This window comes from Pseudomonas thermotolerans DSM 14292 (genome assembly GCF_000364625.1).
Classification (GTDB): Bacteria; Pseudomonadota; Gammaproteobacteria; order Pseudomonadales; family Pseudomonadaceae; genus Aquipseudomonas; species Aquipseudomonas thermotolerans.
Genome location: NZ_KB822614.1, coordinates 31,249 through 45,977, shown reverse-complemented (window position 1 = coordinate 45,977; position 14,729 = coordinate 31,249). Strand labels below are relative to the sequence as shown.

The 14,729-nt window shown below is 64.5% G+C and carries 15 protein-coding genes; 5 read left to right on the top strand and 10 right to left on the bottom strand.

Annotated features, from left to right (window positions below; translation table 11 throughout):
- Positions 1 to 60: 60 nt before the first annotated feature.
- The 6 genes from odhB to sdhC form a co-directional block, all read right to left on the bottom strand.
- A complete protein-coding gene (odhB, locus tag H165_RS0112725; protein ID WP_017939315.1) occupies positions 61 to 1,287 on the bottom strand; it encodes a 2-oxoglutarate dehydrogenase complex dihydrolipoyllysine-residue succinyltransferase in 1,227 nt (408 codons plus the stop codon).
- Positions 1,288 to 1,352: 65 nt separating this feature from the next.
- Positions 1,353 to 4,184 carry a 2-oxoglutarate dehydrogenase E1 component gene (locus tag H165_RS0112720; RefSeq protein WP_026146603.1) on the bottom strand — a complete coding sequence of 944 codons (2,832 nt, stop codon included), beginning with the start codon at positions 4,182 to 4,184 and terminating at the stop codon, positions 1,353 to 1,355.
- A gap of 238 nt (positions 4,185 to 4,422) precedes the next feature.
- Positions 4,423 to 5,142 carry a succinate dehydrogenase iron-sulfur subunit gene (locus H165_RS0112715; RefSeq protein WP_017939313.1) on the bottom strand — a complete coding sequence of 240 codons (720 nt, stop codon included), beginning with the start codon at positions 5,140 to 5,142 and terminating at the stop codon, positions 4,423 to 4,425.
- A gap of 11 nt (positions 5,143 to 5,153) precedes the next feature.
- Complete coding sequence (gene sdhA, locus H165_RS0112710; RefSeq protein WP_017939312.1) at positions 5,154 to 6,926, bottom strand: succinate dehydrogenase flavoprotein subunit; 1,773 nt, start codon at positions 6,924 to 6,926, stop codon at positions 5,154 to 5,156.
- A gap of 3 nt (positions 6,927 to 6,929) precedes the next feature.
- Positions 6,930 to 7,298: a succinate dehydrogenase, hydrophobic membrane anchor protein gene (gene sdhD, locus H165_RS0112705; RefSeq protein WP_017939311.1), complete on the bottom strand. Its 369-nt coding sequence runs from the start codon at positions 7,296 to 7,298 to the stop codon at positions 6,930 to 6,932.
- Positions 7,292 to 7,678 carry a succinate dehydrogenase, cytochrome b556 subunit gene (gene sdhC, locus H165_RS0112700; protein ID WP_197020064.1) on the bottom strand — a complete coding sequence of 129 codons (387 nt, stop codon included), beginning with the start codon at positions 7,676 to 7,678 and terminating at the stop codon, positions 7,292 to 7,294. Before sdhC ends, sdhD begins: the two co-directional genes overlap by 7 nt.
- A 351-nt stretch (positions 7,679 to 8,029) precedes the next feature.
- Between sdhC and gltA the strand changes: the two genes are divergently transcribed.
- Entirely contained in the window at positions 8,030 to 9,316 is a 1,287-nt protein-coding gene (gene gltA, locus H165_RS0112695) for a citrate synthase (protein WP_017939309.1), read from the top strand.
- A gap of 57 nt (positions 9,317 to 9,373) precedes the next feature.
- Here gltA and H165_RS0112690 read toward each other — a convergent pair whose 3' ends face one another.
- The 3 genes from H165_RS0112690 to H165_RS0112680 form a co-directional block, all read right to left on the bottom strand.
- On the bottom strand, positions 9,374 to 10,258 hold the full coding sequence (locus H165_RS0112690; protein ID WP_017939308.1) for a universal stress protein: 885 nt from the start codon (positions 10,256 to 10,258) through the stop codon (positions 9,374 to 9,376).
- A gap of 167 nt (positions 10,259 to 10,425) precedes the next feature.
- The gene (locus H165_RS0112685) at positions 10,426 to 11,034 is read right to left on the bottom strand and encodes an START domain-containing protein (protein ID WP_017939307.1); all 609 of its coding nucleotides are present in this window, start codon (positions 11,032 to 11,034) and stop codon (positions 10,426 to 10,428) included.
- Positions 11,035 to 11,068: 34 nt separating this feature from the next.
- Positions 11,069 to 11,323 carry a zinc/iron-chelating domain-containing protein gene (locus H165_RS0112680; protein ID WP_017939306.1) on the bottom strand — a complete coding sequence of 85 codons (255 nt, stop codon included), beginning with the start codon at positions 11,321 to 11,323 and terminating at the stop codon, positions 11,069 to 11,071.
- 199 nt (positions 11,324 to 11,522) lie between these two features.
- On the opposite strand from H165_RS0112680, the gene H165_RS0112675 reads away from it, so the two are divergent.
- On the top strand, positions 11,523 to 11,864 hold the full coding sequence (locus tag H165_RS0112675) for a DMT family protein (protein WP_017939305.1): 342 nt from the start codon (positions 11,523 to 11,525) through the stop codon (positions 11,862 to 11,864).
- 34 nt (positions 11,865 to 11,898) lie between these two features.
- On the opposite strand, the gene H165_RS0112670 is transcribed toward H165_RS0112675, so the two are convergent.
- Entirely contained in the window at positions 11,899 to 12,771 is an 873-nt protein-coding gene (locus H165_RS0112670) for an NAD(P)-dependent oxidoreductase (protein ID WP_017939304.1), read from the bottom strand.
- 105 nt (positions 12,772 to 12,876) lie between these two features.
- Between H165_RS0112670 and H165_RS0112665 the strand changes: the two genes are divergently transcribed.
- From H165_RS0112665 to rhtA, 3 genes are all read left to right on the top strand, one after another.
- The gene (locus tag H165_RS0112665; RefSeq protein WP_017939303.1) at positions 12,877 to 13,419 is read left to right on the top strand and encodes a 3'-5' exonuclease; all 543 of its coding nucleotides are present in this window, start codon (positions 12,877 to 12,879) and stop codon (positions 13,417 to 13,419) included.
- 73 nt (positions 13,420 to 13,492) lie between these two features.
- Positions 13,493 to 13,774 (top strand): pyrimidine/purine nucleoside phosphorylase, encoded by a 282-nt coding sequence (gene ppnP, locus H165_RS0112660; protein ID WP_017939302.1) that lies wholly within the window; start codon positions 13,493 to 13,495, stop codon positions 13,772 to 13,774.
- Between the two features lie 77 nt (positions 13,775 to 13,851).
- The gene (gene rhtA, locus H165_RS0112655; RefSeq protein WP_017939301.1) at positions 13,852 to 14,727 is read left to right on the top strand and encodes a threonine/homoserine exporter RhtA; all 876 of its coding nucleotides are present in this window, start codon (positions 13,852 to 13,854) and stop codon (positions 14,725 to 14,727) included.
- Positions 14,728 to 14,729 lie beyond the last annotated feature (2 nt).

The following is a 14,729-nucleotide window of genomic DNA, read 5'->3' as shown; positions in this document are numbered from 1 at the left end:
GGAGCGGACGGCCCCTCGTGGGGGCCGCCGTGGAGAAACGCCGGATGGAAGCGAAGCTTCTTAGATATCCAGCAGCAGACGAGCCGGATCTTCCAGCAGGTCTTTCATGGTAACCAGGAAGGTCACGGCTTCCTTACCATCGATCAGGCGGTGGTCGTAGGACAGCGCCAGATACATCATCGGCAGGATCACCACCTGGCCGTTCACGGCCATCGGGCGCTCCTGGATTTTGTGCATGCCTAGGATGGCGGTCTGCGGCGGGTTGACGATCGGGGTGGAAAGCAGCGAACCGAACACGCCGCCATTGGAGATGGTGAAGGTACCGCCGGTCATGTCCTCAATGGTCAGCTTGCCTTCACGGGCCTTCTTGCCGAAGTTGGCGATGCCTGCTTCGATCTCGGCCAGGCTCATGAGCTCGGCGTTGCGCAGTACCGGCACCACCAGGCCACGGTCGCTGGACACGGCCACACCGATATCCTGGTAGCCGTGGTAGACGATGTCGTTGCCATCGATCGAGGCGTTCACCCCCGGCTGACGCTTCAGCGCTTCCACCGCGGCCTTGACGAAGAAGGACATGAAGCCCAGGCGCACGCCGTTGTGGGTCTTCTCGAAGAGATCCTTGTACTTGGCGCGCAAGTCCATGATCGGCTTCATGTTGACCTCGTTGAAGGTGGTCAGCATGGCCATGGAGGACTGGGCCTCCACCAGGCGCTCGGCGATCTTGGCGCGCAGACGGGTCATCGGCACGCGCTTCTCGACACGGTCGCCGGCGGCGAACACCGGAGCCTCGGCAGCCGGGGTGACCGGCTTGGCGGCCGGGGCCGGGGCGGCCTTCTTGGCTTCGATGGCAGCCAGCACGTCTTCCTTGGTCACCCGGCCACCCTTGCCAGTGCCGGCGATGCTGTTCGGGTCGATACCGCTCTCCTCGGCCAACTTGCGGGCGGCCGGCGAGAGGATGGCGTCTTCAGCCGCGGCCGCGGGAGCCGCCGCCGGGGCAGCCGGAGCGGCAGCAGCGGCCGGGGCGGCAGCCGGAGCAGCGGCGGCGACCGCGCCTTCGTTCAGACGGCCCAGCAGTTCGCCGCTGAGCACGGTATCGCCTTCGTTCTTGATGATCTCGGCGAGCACGCCGTCGGCCTCAGCGAGAACCTCCATCACCACCTTGTCAGTTTCGATGTCGACGATCAGTTCGTCGCGCTTGACTGCGTCGCCCGGCTTCTTGTGCCAAGTGGCAACGGTGCCGTCGGCAACCGATTCGGGGAAGGTCGGGGCTTTGATCTCGATAGCCATTATGTGGGTTCCTTAAATTCGGTTCTGACCGGGGGACGGCACCTGCCCTCCCCCAAGTGAAGGCGTTAAACAGTAAAGGCGTCCTGCAGGAGTTTTTCCTGCTGCTCCGCGTGCATCGAGGGGTAACCGCAAGCCGGCGCCGCCGAAGCCTCGCGACCGGCGTACTGCAGGAGCAGATCCTTCTTGTGCGCGGTGGCGACACGCCGCATGTGGTGCTGGCTGCAGTACCAGGCGCCCTGGTTCATCGGCTCTTCCTGACACCAGACGATGTGCTTGAGGTTCTTGTACGGCGCCAGCGCTTCGGCGAGGTCCTCTTCCGGGAACGGATAGAGCTGCTCGATGCGCACGATGGCGACGTCGTCGCGCCCCTCGGCACGGCGCTTGGCCAGCAGGTCGTAGTAGACCTTGCCGCTGCACAGGATCAGACGCTCGACCTTCTTCGGATCGACCGGATCGATCTCGCCGATGACGGTCTGGAACGAACCCTCGGCCAGATCCTCCAGGGTCGACACGGCCAGCGGGTGGCGCAGCAGCGACTTCGGCGACAGCACCACCAGAGGTTTGCGCAGCGGGCGGATCACCTGGCGACGCAGCATGTGGTAGACCTGCGCCGGGGTGGTCGGCACGCAAACCTGCATGTTGTGCTCGGCGCACAGCTGCAGATAGCGCTCCAGACGGGCCGAGCTGTGTTCCGGGCCCTGCCCTTCATAGCCGTGCGGCAGCAGCATGGTCAGGCCGCACAGACGCCCCCACTTGTGCTCACCGCTGGAGATGAACTGGTCGATCACCACTTGAGCGCCGTTGGCGAAGTCGCCGAACTGGGCTTCCCAGATCACCAGCGCGTTCGGAGTGGTGGTCGCGTAGCCGTATTCGAAGGCCAACACGGCTTCTTCGGAGAGGAAGGAGTCGTACAGCTCGAACTTCGGCTGCCCCGGGAACAGGTTCTTCAGCGGAATGTAGGTACTGCCGTCCTTCTGGTTGTGCAGCTGGGCATGGCGATGCGAGAAGGTGCCGCGGCCGATGTCCTGGCCGGTCATGCGCACCGGGTGGCCTTCGAACAGCAGGGTCGCGTAGGCCAGGTTCTCGGCATAGCCCCAGTTGATCGGCATGCCGCCGGCGGTCATCTTGGCGCGGTCTTCCATCACCTTGGCGACCTGGCGCTGCAGCACGAAGCCTTCCGGGATTTCCAACAGCTTGCCGGCCAGATCCTGCAGAGTCTTCAGGTCGAAGCGGGTATCGTGGCGCGCGGTCCAGGTGTGCCCCAGGTAGGGACGCCAGTCGACGAACAGCGCCTTGTTCGGCTCCTTGACCAGGCTCTTCACCACGTGCAGGCCGTTGTCCAGAGCGTCGCGGTACTCGTTGACCTTGGCCTCGACGTCCGCCTGGCTCAGGGTGCCGCGCTGGATCAGCAGGTCGGCGTACAGCTCGCGGGTGGTGCGCTGCTTGGCGATCTTCTGATACATCAGCGGCTGGGTGCCGCTCGGCTCGTCGGCCTCGTTGTGGCCGCGACGGCGGTAGCAGACCAGGTCGATCACCACGTCACGCTTGAACTGCATGCGGTAGTCGACGGCCAGCTGGGTGACGAACAGCACGGCTTCCGGGTCGTCGCCGTTCACGTGGAAGATCGGCGCCTGGATCATCTTCGCCACGTCGGTGCAGTACTCGGTGGAACGCGAGTCCTGCGGGTTGCTGGTGGTGAAGCCGACCTGGTTGTTGATCACGATGTGGATGGTACCGCCGGTCCGGTAGCCGCGGGTCTGCGACATCTGGAAGGTTTCCATCACAACGCCCTGGCCGGCGAAGGCCGCGTCGCCGTGGATAGAGATCGGCACCACCTTGTCGCCGGTGGCATCGTTGCGGCGGTCCTGACGGGCGCGCACCGACCCCTCGACCACCGGGGAAACGATTTCCAGGTGGGACGGGTTGAAGGCCAGCGCCAGGTGGACTTCCCCACCGCGGGTCATGACGTTGGAGGAGAAGCCCTGGTGATACTTCACGTCACCGGAGGACAGACCCTCGACCTTCTTGCCCTCGAACTCGTCGAACAGGTCGCGCGGGTTCTTGCCGAAAGTGTTGACCAGCACGTTCAGACGGCCGCGGTGGGCCATGCCGATGACGATCTCCTGGGTGCCGTAGGAGCCGCTGCGCTGGATGATCTCGTCGAGCATCGGGATCAGGCTTTCGCCGCCTTCGAGACCGAAGCGCTTGGTGCCCGGGTACTTGGTCCCCAGGTACTTCTCCAGGCCCTCGGCCGCGGTCAGGCGCTCGAGGACGTGGACCTGCACCTCAGGAGAGAACGCCGGACGGCCGCGCACGCTTTCCAAGCGCTGCTGGAACCACTTGCGCTGCTCGGAATCGACGATGTGGGTGAACTCGGCACCGATGGTGCGACAGTATGTCTCTTGCAGGGCCTGGTGGATTTCCCGCAGAGTCGCCTCCTCCTTGCCGATGTAGAGTTCACCGGTGCGGAAGGTGGTGTCGAGGTCTGCGTCGGTCAGGCCGTAGTGATGGATGCTCAGATCATCCGGCACAGGACGCTGCCAGAGGCCGAGGGGGTCGAGTTGGGCGGCCTGATGGCCACGCATGCGGAACGCCTGGATCAGGCGGAGAACCTCGACCTGCTTCTTCTCGTGCTCGGTGCTGACGCTACTGGCGGAGACGGGCTGGGCACGACGCTGGTTCTTGGCCAGCAGGACGAAGTGATCGCGGATGGTGGAGTGGGAAACATCGTTCGCCACGTTGCCGTCGGCGGGCAGTTTCTGGAAGTAGGTCCGCCATTCTTCTGGCACAGCGTTCGGATCGTGCAGGTAGAGCTCGTAGAGCTCTTCCACATATGCAGCGTTGCCACCCGAAAGGTGGGCGCTTTTCCACATGCGCTGCATCACGCTTTCTTGCATGCTTGGTCACCCTCGATAAGGGGCCACCACCGGCGTGGAAACCGCATCAGCTTTAGAAGTCCTTGGTCAGCGACTCGGGTAAAGCCACTTCGGATCCCGCAGATAGTCCGGGTACCAGCCCGGATGCCCCTGCTGGTCTTCGTTTTTCAAGTTGGAACCGCCGCTTTGTGGGCCGCGGTTCGCCTAAAACCACGGCGCCGGTTTAGGCCGACGCCGCGGGTACAGCTCTTGCGGTCGATCAGGTACCGCTCTGCAGCAGCATGTTGCGGATGTGACCGATTGCCTTGGTCGGGTTCAGGCCTTTCGGGCAGACGTTCACGCAGTTCATGATGCCGCGGCAACGGAACACGCTGAACGGGTCATCCAGCGAGGCCAGACGCTCCTCGGTCTTGGTATCGCGGCTGTCAGCCAGGAAACGGTAGGCCTGCAACAGCGCGGCGGGACCGAGGAACTTATCCGGGTTCCACCAGAAGGACGGGCAGGAGGTCGAGCAGCAAGCGCACAGGATGCACTCGTACAGACCGTCCAGCTTCTCGCGCTCTTCCGGCGACTGCAGACGCTCGATGGCCGGAGCCGGAGTGTCGTTCTGCAGGTAGGGCTGCACCTTCTCGTACTGTTTGTAGAAGATGCTCATATCGACGACCAAGTCACGAATGACCGGCAGACCGGGCAGCGGGCGGATGACCAGCGTGTTGTTCTTCACCACGCTGGACAGCGGGGTGATGCAAGCCAGGCCGTTCTTGCCGCTGATGTTCATGCCATCGGAACCGCACACGCCTTCGCGACAGGAACGACGATAGGAGAAGGTCACGTCCTGTTCCTTGATCAGGGCCAGGACGTCGAGCACCATCAGGTCCTTGCCGTCGATATCGACCTGAAAGTCCTGCATGTAGGGGGCAGCGTCCTTCTCCGGGTTGTAGCGGTAAACGCTGACATTGAGAGTTTTGGCTAGGGACATATCGGCCACCCTTAATAAGTACGAACTTTGGGTTCAAACGCAGGAACGGTCTTCGGCGCGAAGTTGACGGCACGCTTGGCGACACGCTTCTCACCCGGGAAGTACAGGGTGTGGCACAGCCAGTTCTGGTCGTCGCGCTCTTCGTAGTCCTCGCGGGCATGCGCACCACGGGACTCCTTGCGGGCCTCGGCAGCAATCGCGGTAGCCTCGGCGACCTCCAGAAGGTTCTGCAGCTCCAGCGCTTCGATGCGCGCGGTGTTGAACGCCTGGCTCTTGTCGGCGATCTTCACGTTGGCGATGCGCTCGCGCAGTTCGGCCAGCTGCTTGATGCCCTTCTGCATGTATTCGCCGGTACGGAACACACCGAAGTAGTTCTGCATGCACTGCTGGAGTTCCTTGCGCAGCGGTGCGACGTCTTCGCCACTGGTGCGCTCGTTCAGGCCGGACAGGCGCTTGAGGGAGGCCTCGATGTCCGAATCGCTGGCACCGCGGGTCTCGATGCCTTCCTTGAGGGCGCGTTCCAGGTGCAGGCCAGCAGCACGACCGAACACCACCAGGTCGAGCAGCGAGTTGCCGCCCAGGCGGTTGGCACCGTGCACGGACACGCAGGCGACCTCGCCCACCGCGAACAGGCCTTCGACGATCTGGTCGTTGCCGTTGGCGTCCTGAGTGATGGCCTGGCCATGAATGTTGGTGGCAATGCCGCCCATCATGTAGTGGCAAGTCGGAATGACCGGAATCGGCGCGACCACCGGGTCGACGTGGGCAAAGGTTTTGGACAGCTCGCAGATGCCGGGCAGGCGGCTGTGCAGCACTTCCTCGCCGAGGTGGTCGAGCTTCAGCATCACGTGGTCCTTGTTCGGACCGCAGCCGTTGCCGGCCAGCACTTCCTTGACCATGGAGCGAGCCACCACGTCGCGGCTAGCGAGGTCCTTGGCGTTCGGCGCGTAGCGCTCCATGAAGCGCTCGCCGTGAGCATTGATCAGGTAGCCACCCTCACCACGGCAGCCTTCGGTGACCAGCACACCGGCGCCCGCGATGCCGGTCGGATGGAACTGCCACATCTCGATGTCCTGCACCGGCACACCGGCACGCAGCGCCATGCCCACGCCGTCACCGGTGTTGATCAGGGCGTTGGTGGTGGACGCATAGATGCGACCGGCACCGCCGGTAGCCAGCACCACGGCCTTGGAGCGGATGTAGACGGTCTCGCCGGTTTCGATGCAGATGGCGATGATGCCGACCACGGCGCCATCCTGATTCTTCACGAGGTCAACGGCATACCACTCGTTGAGGAAGGAGGTGCCGTTCTTGACGTTGTTCTGGTACAGGGTGTGCAGCAGGGCGTGACCGGTACGGTCGGCCGCAGCACAGGTACGGGCCGCCTGACCGCCACGACCGTAGTCCTTGGACTGGCCGCCGAACGGGCGCTGGTAGATGCGGCCGGTTTCGGTACGGGAGAACGGCAGCCCCATGTGCTCCAGCTCGAACACGGCTTCCGGGCCTACCGAGCACATGTATTCGATGGCGTCCTGGTCACCGATGTAGTCGGAACCCTTGACGGTGTCGTACATGTGCCAGCGCCAGTCGTCGTTCGGGTCGGCCGAAGCGATGGCGCAGGTGATGCCGCCCTGGGCGGAAACGGTGTGCGAACGGGTCGGGAAGACCTTGGTCACCACGGCAGTCTTATGACCACCCTGAGCCAACTGCAGCGCGGCGCGCATACCGGCGCCGCCGCCACCGACGATGATCGCGTCGTAGGAAAGAGTACGGATGTTAGCCATGAATCAGAAACCCCACAGAATCTGCACACCCCAGACGAACAGGACGAACTGAAGCACGCCGCAAGCCGCCTGGACAAGGAAACGCACGCCGGTCGCCCAACGGCCGATGGCCATGGGAGTCAGGTAGTCGGTAGTGATGGTCCACATGCCGACCCAGGCGTGAACGATGAGAGCCGCTAGAGCCAGCAGGCTGAAGATGCGCATCGCACTGTGGGAGAACAAGGCCTTCCATTCGGCGAAGCCCAGACCCGGATGGGTCAACAGAAAGCCGAGCAGGAAAATGAAGTAGGCCGCGAGAACGACCGCAGAAACACGCTGCGCCATCCAGTCGTAGAGGCCGGAGCGCGAAAAGTTAGTTACGTTGGTTACCATACCCACACCCCCGCCAGGACGATCAGCACCACGGAAATGGCGATGACGATTTTCGAGCCCAGCTTGCCGCCTTCCAGCGTCTCGCCGATACCCAGATCCATGATCAGGTGGCGAATGCCTGCCACCAGGTGATACAGCAGCGCGGACAGCAGACCCCAGATCACCAGTTTGGCCAGCGGGCTGGTCAAACACGCTTTCACCTGCTCGAAGCCTTCCTCGGAGTCCAGGGACTTGTCGAGCGCGAAGAGCAGCACGGCAATACCCAGGAAGAGGATGACACCGGAAATCCGGTGCAGGATGGACGTGTAAGCAGTGACTGGGAGTTTGATCGTCCTTAAGTCGAGGTTTACAGGTCTTTGGCTATTCACGGCTTTTTTCACACTGAAGGGCCCCTAAACGATCAGGGCAAATGTTGTCGGGAAGCGCTGGTCAGGTACCACTACCCAGGGAGTGTCAACCTCCAGAATACAGGCCCTAAAGCCCCTGGCGGCCGGGCGCAGAGTATAGACAGTTAGGAAACTAATGACAATGCGACCGCCATCCCCAAAAGGTCGATTGCGCCTCCTATATAAAAGGCGTAAATAGGCTCCCTTTTCCGCCTCAAAAGCCGCGCAAACCCCTCTGCCGTCTGGGTTTTCTCAAATTGACTTTCGGATTTATCTCTCTATAGTGTTGCGGGCCCTGCGTGGGGGGCAGTCTGGTGATTTCAAGCATTAATAGGAGGCCTCACAATGGCTGACAAGAAAGCGCAGTTGATCATCGAGGGCGCAGCCCCCGTCGAGCTGCCAATCCTGAGCGGCACCGTAGGACCCGATGTCATCGACGTGCGGGGACTGTCCTCCACGGGTCGTTTCACCTTTGATCCTGGCTTCATGTCCACCGCCTCTTGCGAGTCGAAGATCACCTACATCGATGGTGACAAGGGCATTCTGCTGCACCGTGGCTACCCGATCGAGCAGCTGGCCGAGAAATCCGACTACCTGGAGACCTGCTACCTGCTGCTGAACGGTGAGCTGCCAACCGCCGAGGAGAAGGCCAAGTTCGTCGGCATCATCAAGAACCACACCATGGTTCACGAGCAGCTGAAGACCTTCTTCAACGGCTTCCGCCGCGACGCCCACCCGATGGCAGTGATGTGCGGCGTGGTCGGCGCCCTGTCGGCCTTCTACCACGACTCCCTGGACATCAATAATCCCAAGCACCGCGAAGTCTCGGCGATGCGTCTGATCGCCAAGATGCCGACCATCGCGGCGATGACCTACAAGTACTCCATGGGCCAGCCCATGATGTACCCGCGTAACGACCTGTCCTACGCGGAAAACTTCCTGCACATGATGTTCAACACCCCGTGCGAGATCAAACCGATCAGCCCGGTGCTCGCCAAGGCCATGGATCGCATCTTCATCCTGCATGCCGACCATGAGCAGAACGCTTCTACTTCGACCGTTCGTCTGGCCGGCTCCTCCGGCGCCAACCCGTTCGCCTGCATCGCCGCTGGCATCGCCGCGCTGTGGGGCCCGGCCCACGGCGGCGCCAACGAGGCGGTGCTGAACATGCTGGACGAAATCGGCAGCGTCGAGAACATCGACAAGTACATCGCCAAGGCCAAGGACAAGAACGACCCGTTCAAACTGATGGGCTTCGGTCACCGCGTGTACAAGAACTTCGACCCGCGCGCCAAGGTCATGAAGCAGACCTGCGACGAGGTGCTGGCCGAGCTGGGCATCAACGACCCGCAGCTGGAACTGGCCATGAAGCTGGAAGAGATCGCCCGCAGCGACTCCTACTTCGTGGAGCGCAACCTCTACCCGAACGTGGACTTCTACTCGGGCATCATCCTCAAGGCCATCGGCATCCCGACCAGCATGTTCACCGTGATCTTCGCCCTGGCGCGCACCGTGGGCTGGATCTCGCACTGGAAGGAAATGCTCTCCGGCCCGTACAAGATCGGCCGTCCGCGCCAGCTGTACACCGGCTACGAGAAGCGCGACTACGTTCCACTGGAACAGCGCAAATAAGCATCCATCCCGGAAAAAAGGCTGCCTCGGCAGCCTTTTTTCGTTATGAGGCCCGGCTCAAACGACGACCAGCACGTCGCACTGCGACTCCGCGAGCACCTGCCGCGTGGTGCTGCCCAGCAGCAGCTCCTCCAGCTGTCCCTCGCCGTGCTTGCCGATCACGATCAGGTCGCAGGCCTGGTCCTGCTCCTGCTCGAGGATGCGCCGCTCTGGATTGCCCTGCAGGACCAGAAAACGCACGCTGCCGGAGGCCAAGCGGGCCTGTTCGGCCAGCGCCTGCAGCTTGCTCAGGGCTTCCTGGCGGGCGGCGACGCGGTAGCCGTTGAGCACCTCGTCCTTCACTCCGGCCAGGCGCAGCCTGCCCTCGAAGGGGACCTCAAAGACATGCAGAAGGACGATTTCCGCGCCCGGGGCGACGTCCCTGGCCAGCCGTAGGGTGGCCGCCGAAACCGAGGAGAAGTCCACCGGCACCAGCAGGGTCCGGTAAGCCTGGCGCGCCGGCTGCTTGACCACCAGCAGCGGGCTGCGGGTCTTGCTGACCAGCCGTTCGGCCGTGGAACCCAGCACACGATGGCGCATGAAGCCCTCCCCACGCCCTCCGACCGCCAGCAGATCGGCGCGCAGCGCATCGGCCTGATTCTCGATCTCGGCCAGCAGCGAGCCGGTCACCACATGGACGCCGGCGGAAACCCCATAGTCCTGATGCAGCCGCTCGGCCAGCCGGACCAGCTCGTCGCGGGCATCGGCCTCCAGCCGCTCCTCGAGCCCCGGCGGGACATCCGTCACCAGGTTGCGCAGCTTCTCGAAGGGCGCCCGACTCAGCACGTGCAGCAGGTCGAGTCGCGCGCCGCACTCCTTCGCCTGCAGCGCAGCGCGGCGCACCGCCTGTCGGGAGGGCGAGGAAAGATCGGTAGCCGCCAGTATTTGCCTGAGATTCGCCATAACCACGCTCCGTCCGTTGCAAGGGCCGCGGATCCGCTCGCGGCAACTACTCACGGGACAGGGCAGCCGTATCGCCCTGTCCATGGAGCGAGCCTAGCTCGGGGCAGCCGGCGCTCCATGAGCCAGATCAATGCGGCGGCAATTTCCCTCGCGACGGCGGACCGGGCTCAGCGGCGGCGCTCGGCCTGGTCGCGCAGGGCGCTCAGGGTGTTGAAGGGAGCATCCACCACGAAGCTGTTGGCCAGCCAGGACGGAATGCTGCCGCCCGGCTCGGTCTGCACTTGGTAGACCACCTCGGTGACGCCCTGCCCTTTCGGGGTCATCCGCCACTCGCCGAGTAGCCGCGGAATGCGCACCAGGCCCTTCACCTCTGGCACGTAGTCGGGCGTCGCCTCGAGGCGGCGGACGACGCTACCGTCGGTCGCGCGCTCGGTGGAGACGTGCAGCACCAGATCGCGGCCACTGACCGGCCAGGGCATGTCGATCCGCGAATACGTCCAGGCCTGGTCGCCTTCGCGCTTGAGTAGCCTCATCTCCGCACAGGCGTGGATCCAGGCGCAGGAACCGCTTACGTCCTCCTGCAAGGCATTGATGGTCTGTACGTCGGCCTTGATTTCCACCACCCCACGGTAGGCCTTGTACTTGGAGCCTGGCACACTGCTCAGGTAGACCTTGACCCCCTGCTCGTCCTTGGCCAGTTGCCAATCCTCAGCATGGGCCAAGTTACCCGACAGGCCGATGGCGACGCTCAGGGCGATGCCCCACAGATTCTTCATTGCTTTGCTCCCGATGATCCGGCGAAAAGAGCCTTCAGGCGGCAGTCGCCTCTTCCAGCCAGCCGAGCAGGCGGATCGCCTCCTCGCGACTGTCCCCGCAGACCGCCGGATCGGCCTGGAAGGCATCACATACGGCGGGCCGCTCGGGCCTGCCGAACAAACCGCAGAGGTGTTCGACCGTCAGGTGCGGACAACGTTCGCCGGCCGGCTTGCCCTGCGGCAAGCCGGGGATCGGCGAGCTGATGCTGGGGGCGATGCAGCAGGCACCGCAACCGGCGCGACAGTCCATTTGAGGGGCGGCCTCGGCGTTTCGCTGGGTAGAACGCGCGCGATTCTACTGCCGGGCGGAGCGTTCGTCAGCCGTCTCCCTTGCCCCGTACCGGCCTCTCCGGGCGGGCTCCGGAGCCGCTCCCGGCTCACTTGGCGTCGCGCCGCGCAAGGCTTAAGCTGCGCCACGATCTTACCCTCTTTCCCTCGAGTCGTACGCCATGCCGATCTGGATGCAGACCGCTGCCCTGCTCAGCCTGTCCAACCTGTTCATGACCTTCGCCTGGTATGGCCACCTGAAGACCATGAACAGCAAGCCCTGGTTCATCGCTGCCCTGGTGAGCTGGGGCATCGCCCTGTTCGAGTACCTGATCATGGTGCCGGCCAACCGCATCGGCTACACCGAACTGTCGGTCGGCCAGCTGAAGATCATGCAGGAAGTCATCACCCTGGCGATCTTCGTGCCGTTCAGCGTGCTGTTCATGCAGCAGCCGCTGAAGCTCGACTACCTGTGGGCGGGCCTCTGCCTGCTCGGCGCGGTGTACTTCATCTTCCGCGCCTGAACCCGACGGCGCGCCGTCTGCGCCCTGGAGTGCCTCAGCGCACCGGCTTCAAGCGGGTGATCAGGCTGGAGGTATCCCAGCGCCCGCCCCCCATCCGCTGCACCTCGGCATAGAACTGGTCGACCAGCGCGGTGACCGGCAGCTGGGCTCCGTTGCGGCGGGCCTCGTCAAGGACGATGGCCAGGTCCTTGCGCATCCAGTCTACGGCGAATCCGAAGTCAAATTTGCCTTCCAGCATGCTCTGATGGCGGTGATCCAGCTGCCAGGACTGCGCCGCCCCCTGGCTGATCACCTGCATCGCCGCCTGGGCGTCGAGGCCGGCAGCCTGGGCGAAGTGCAGGCCCTCGGCGAGGGCCTGGATCAGCCCGCCGACGCAGATCTGGTTGACCATCTTGGTCAGCTGACCGCTGCCCACCGGGCCCATGCGCTTGACCAGCTTGGCGTAGCTTTCGATCACCGGTGCGGCGCGCTCGTAGAAGGCCGGGTCGCCGCCGACCATCACCGAGAGCATGCCCGCCTCGGCCCCCGCCTGGCCGCCGGACACCGGCGCATCGAGGAAACCCAGCTCGCGCTCCGCGGCCAGCGCGGCCAGCTCGCGAGCTACCGTTGCCGAGGCGGTGGTGTGATCGACCAGGATGCTGCCTGGCGCCATGCCGGCGAAGGCGCCGTCCGGGCCGAGCACCACGCAGCGCAGATCATCGTCGTTTCCCACGCAGGTCATCACCAGTTCCGCACCCACGGCCGCCTCCCGCGGGGTCGGTGCGGACTCGCCGGCGAACTGCTCGCACCACAGCTCGGCCCTGGCCGCCGTGCGGTTGTACACGCGCACCTCGTGGCCCTCGCAGGCCAGGTGTCCGGCCATGTGGAAACCCATGGTACCGAGCCCGATGAATGCCACCTTCGCCATTGTTCTCTCCTTCCGCTACCACTGTCTGGATGAGCCGACAGCCTAACACGGGGTTTGCCGAGCCCGGCAGCGCCCTCCATACTGCCGGCAGAGGAAGGAGGCAACATGACAGCACTCTGGCTGGTCATCGACCTTGAAGCCACCACCGAGGAAGGCGGCTGGCCCCTGGCGGAAATGGAGATCATCGAGATCGGGGCGACCCTGGTGGACGCCTCGGGGCACGAGCTGGACCACTTCCAGCGTTTCGTGCGGCCGCTGCGCCGCCCGCACCTGACGGCCTTCTGCCGCGAGCTCACCCACATCAGCCAGGCGAACATAGACAGCGCACAGCCCTTCCCGACCGTCTGGGCGCAGTGCGAGCGCTGGCTCGGCCCCCATCGCGAGCGCCTCGCCGGCTGGGCCAGCTGGGGCGACTACGATCGCCAGCAGTTGCTCCAGGAATGGCATCAGCACAGCCTGGATAGCCTGCTCGCCGGCCTGCCGCACCACAACCTCAAGCAGCGCTTCGCCCGGGCCCGCCAACTGCCCCGCCCGGTGGGCCTGAACATGGCCCTGCAGCTGGCCGGCCTGAGCTTCCAGGGCCAGCAACACCGTGCCCTGGAAGACGCCCGCAACACCGCACGCCTGCTGCCGCTGGTGCTGCCCTGACAAAGCGGATGACGCCCATACGTAGCTTGGGCATACTGTTGCGCCTTTTTCCGCCCCTTTCGAGGATGTCTGCATGTTCAAGGTCAACGAATACTTCGACGGCACCGTCAAATCCATCGCCTTCGAGATGGCCGAAGGTCCCGCCACCATCGGCGTGATGGCCGCCGGCGAGTACGAATTCGGCACCGGCAAGCTGGAAGTGATGCACGTGGTCGCCGGCGCCCTGACCGTCAAGCTGCCGGGCAGCGACGAGTGGCAGACCTTCGAGGCGGGCAGCCAGTTCACCGTGCCGGCCAACAGCAAGTTCCAGCTCAAGGTCGCCTGCGACACCGCCTACCTCTGCGAATACCGCTGAAACGGCGCGAAGGCCCTGAAACCGGCCTTCGTGGCCGGTTTTTTCATTCCGCCCCCCTGAGTTTTCGGATGTCCCCCATGCCTCGTACCCCGACCACTTCCCTCGTCCTGCCGATCGCCCTGCTGCTGGTGGCCATGGTCTCCATCCAGGGCGGTGCCGCGCTGGCCAAGGGGTTGTTCCCGGTGATCGGCGCCGAGGGCACCACCGCACTGCGCCTGGGGCTGGCCTCGCTGATCATGCTGCTGGTGCTGCGTCCCTGGCGGGCCCGGCTCAGCCTACGCGCCTGGCCCGCCCTGCTGGCCTACGGCGCCGTGCTGGGCTGCATGAACCTGCTGTACTACATGTCCCTGCGGACCATCCCGCTGGGCATCGCCGTGTCCCTCGAGTTCACCGGCCCGCTGGGCCTGGCGCTGCTGGCCTCGCGGCGCTGGCTGGACTTCCTGTGGGTCGGCCTGGCCGCACTGGGCCTCTGGCTGCTGCTGCCCACCGCCGCCAGCAAGGCACCACTCGACCCGCTGGGGATGGCCCTGGCCCTGGGTGCCGGACTGTGCTGGGCGCTGTACATCGTCTTCGGCCAGAAAGCCGGCGCCGAACACGGCGTGCAGACGGTGACGCTGGGAATGCTGATCGCCACCCTGGTGGTGTTCCCGGTGGGGCTGGTCGAGGCCGGGACCAGCATGTTCACCTGGGGCATCCTGCCGCTGGCCCTGGGCGTGGCGGTGCTGTCCTCGGCCCTGCCCTACAGCCTGGAGATGGTCGCCATGACCCGCATGCCGACGCGCACCTTCAGCATCCTGATGAGCATCGAGCCGGCCATCGCAGCGCTCTCCGGCCTGGTCTACCTGGGCGAGCGGCTGACCCTGGAGCAGTGGCTGGCAGTCGGCGCCATCATCATCGCCTCCGCCGGCGCGGCGGCCACCGCCCGCGGCAAGGCTCCGCAGCCGGCGAACTGAGC

What these genes read in the sequence shown, in the direction of transcription:
- H165_RS0112685 (WP_017939307.1), bottom strand. Translation starts at nt 11,034, where the DNA reads ATGAAGAATCTGTGGGGCATCGCCCTGAGCGTCGCCATCGGCCTGTCG.
- ppnP (WP_017939302.1), top strand. Translation starts at nt 13,493, where the DNA reads ATGTTCAAGGTCAACGAATACTTCGACGGCACCGTCAAATCCATCGCC.
- H165_RS0112670 (WP_017939304.1), bottom strand. Translation starts at nt 12,771, where the DNA reads ATGGCGAAGGTGGCATTCATCGGGCTCGGTACCATGGGTTTCCACATG.
- sdhA (WP_017939312.1), bottom strand. Translation starts at nt 6,926, where the DNA reads ATGGCTAACATCCGTACTCTTTCCTACGACGCGATCATCGTCGGTGGC.
- H165_RS0112675 (WP_017939305.1), top strand. Translation starts at nt 11,523, where the DNA reads ATGCCGATCTGGATGCAGACCGCTGCCCTGCTCAGCCTGTCCAACCTG.
- H165_RS0112690 (WP_017939308.1), bottom strand. Translation starts at nt 10,258, where the DNA reads ATGGCGAATCTCAGGCAAATACTGGCGGCTACCGATCTTTCCTCGCCC.
- sdhD (WP_017939311.1), bottom strand. Translation starts at nt 7,298, where the DNA reads ATGGTAACCAACGTAACTAACTTTTCGCGCTCCGGCCTCTACGACTGG.
- H165_RS0112665 (WP_017939303.1), top strand. Translation starts at nt 12,877, where the DNA reads ATGACAGCACTCTGGCTGGTCATCGACCTTGAAGCCACCACCGAGGAA.
- H165_RS0112715 (WP_017939313.1), bottom strand. Translation starts at nt 5,142, where the DNA reads ATGTCCCTAGCCAAAACTCTCAATGTCAGCGTTTACCGCTACAACCCG.
- H165_RS0112720 (WP_026146603.1), bottom strand. Translation starts at nt 4,184, where the DNA reads ATGCAAGAAAGCGTGATGCAGCGCATGTGGAAAAGCGCCCACCTTTCG.
- H165_RS0112680 (WP_017939306.1), bottom strand. Translation starts at nt 11,323, where the DNA reads ATGGACTGTCGCGCCGGTTGCGGTGCCTGCTGCATCGCCCCCAGCATC.
- odhB (WP_017939315.1), bottom strand. Translation starts at nt 1,287, where the DNA reads ATGGCTATCGAGATCAAAGCCCCGACCTTCCCCGAATCGGTTGCCGAC.
- gltA (WP_017939309.1), top strand. Translation starts at nt 8,030, where the DNA reads ATGGCTGACAAGAAAGCGCAGTTGATCATCGAGGGCGCAGCCCCCGTC.
- rhtA (WP_017939301.1), top strand. Translation starts at nt 13,852, where the DNA reads ATGCCTCGTACCCCGACCACTTCCCTCGTCCTGCCGATCGCCCTGCTG.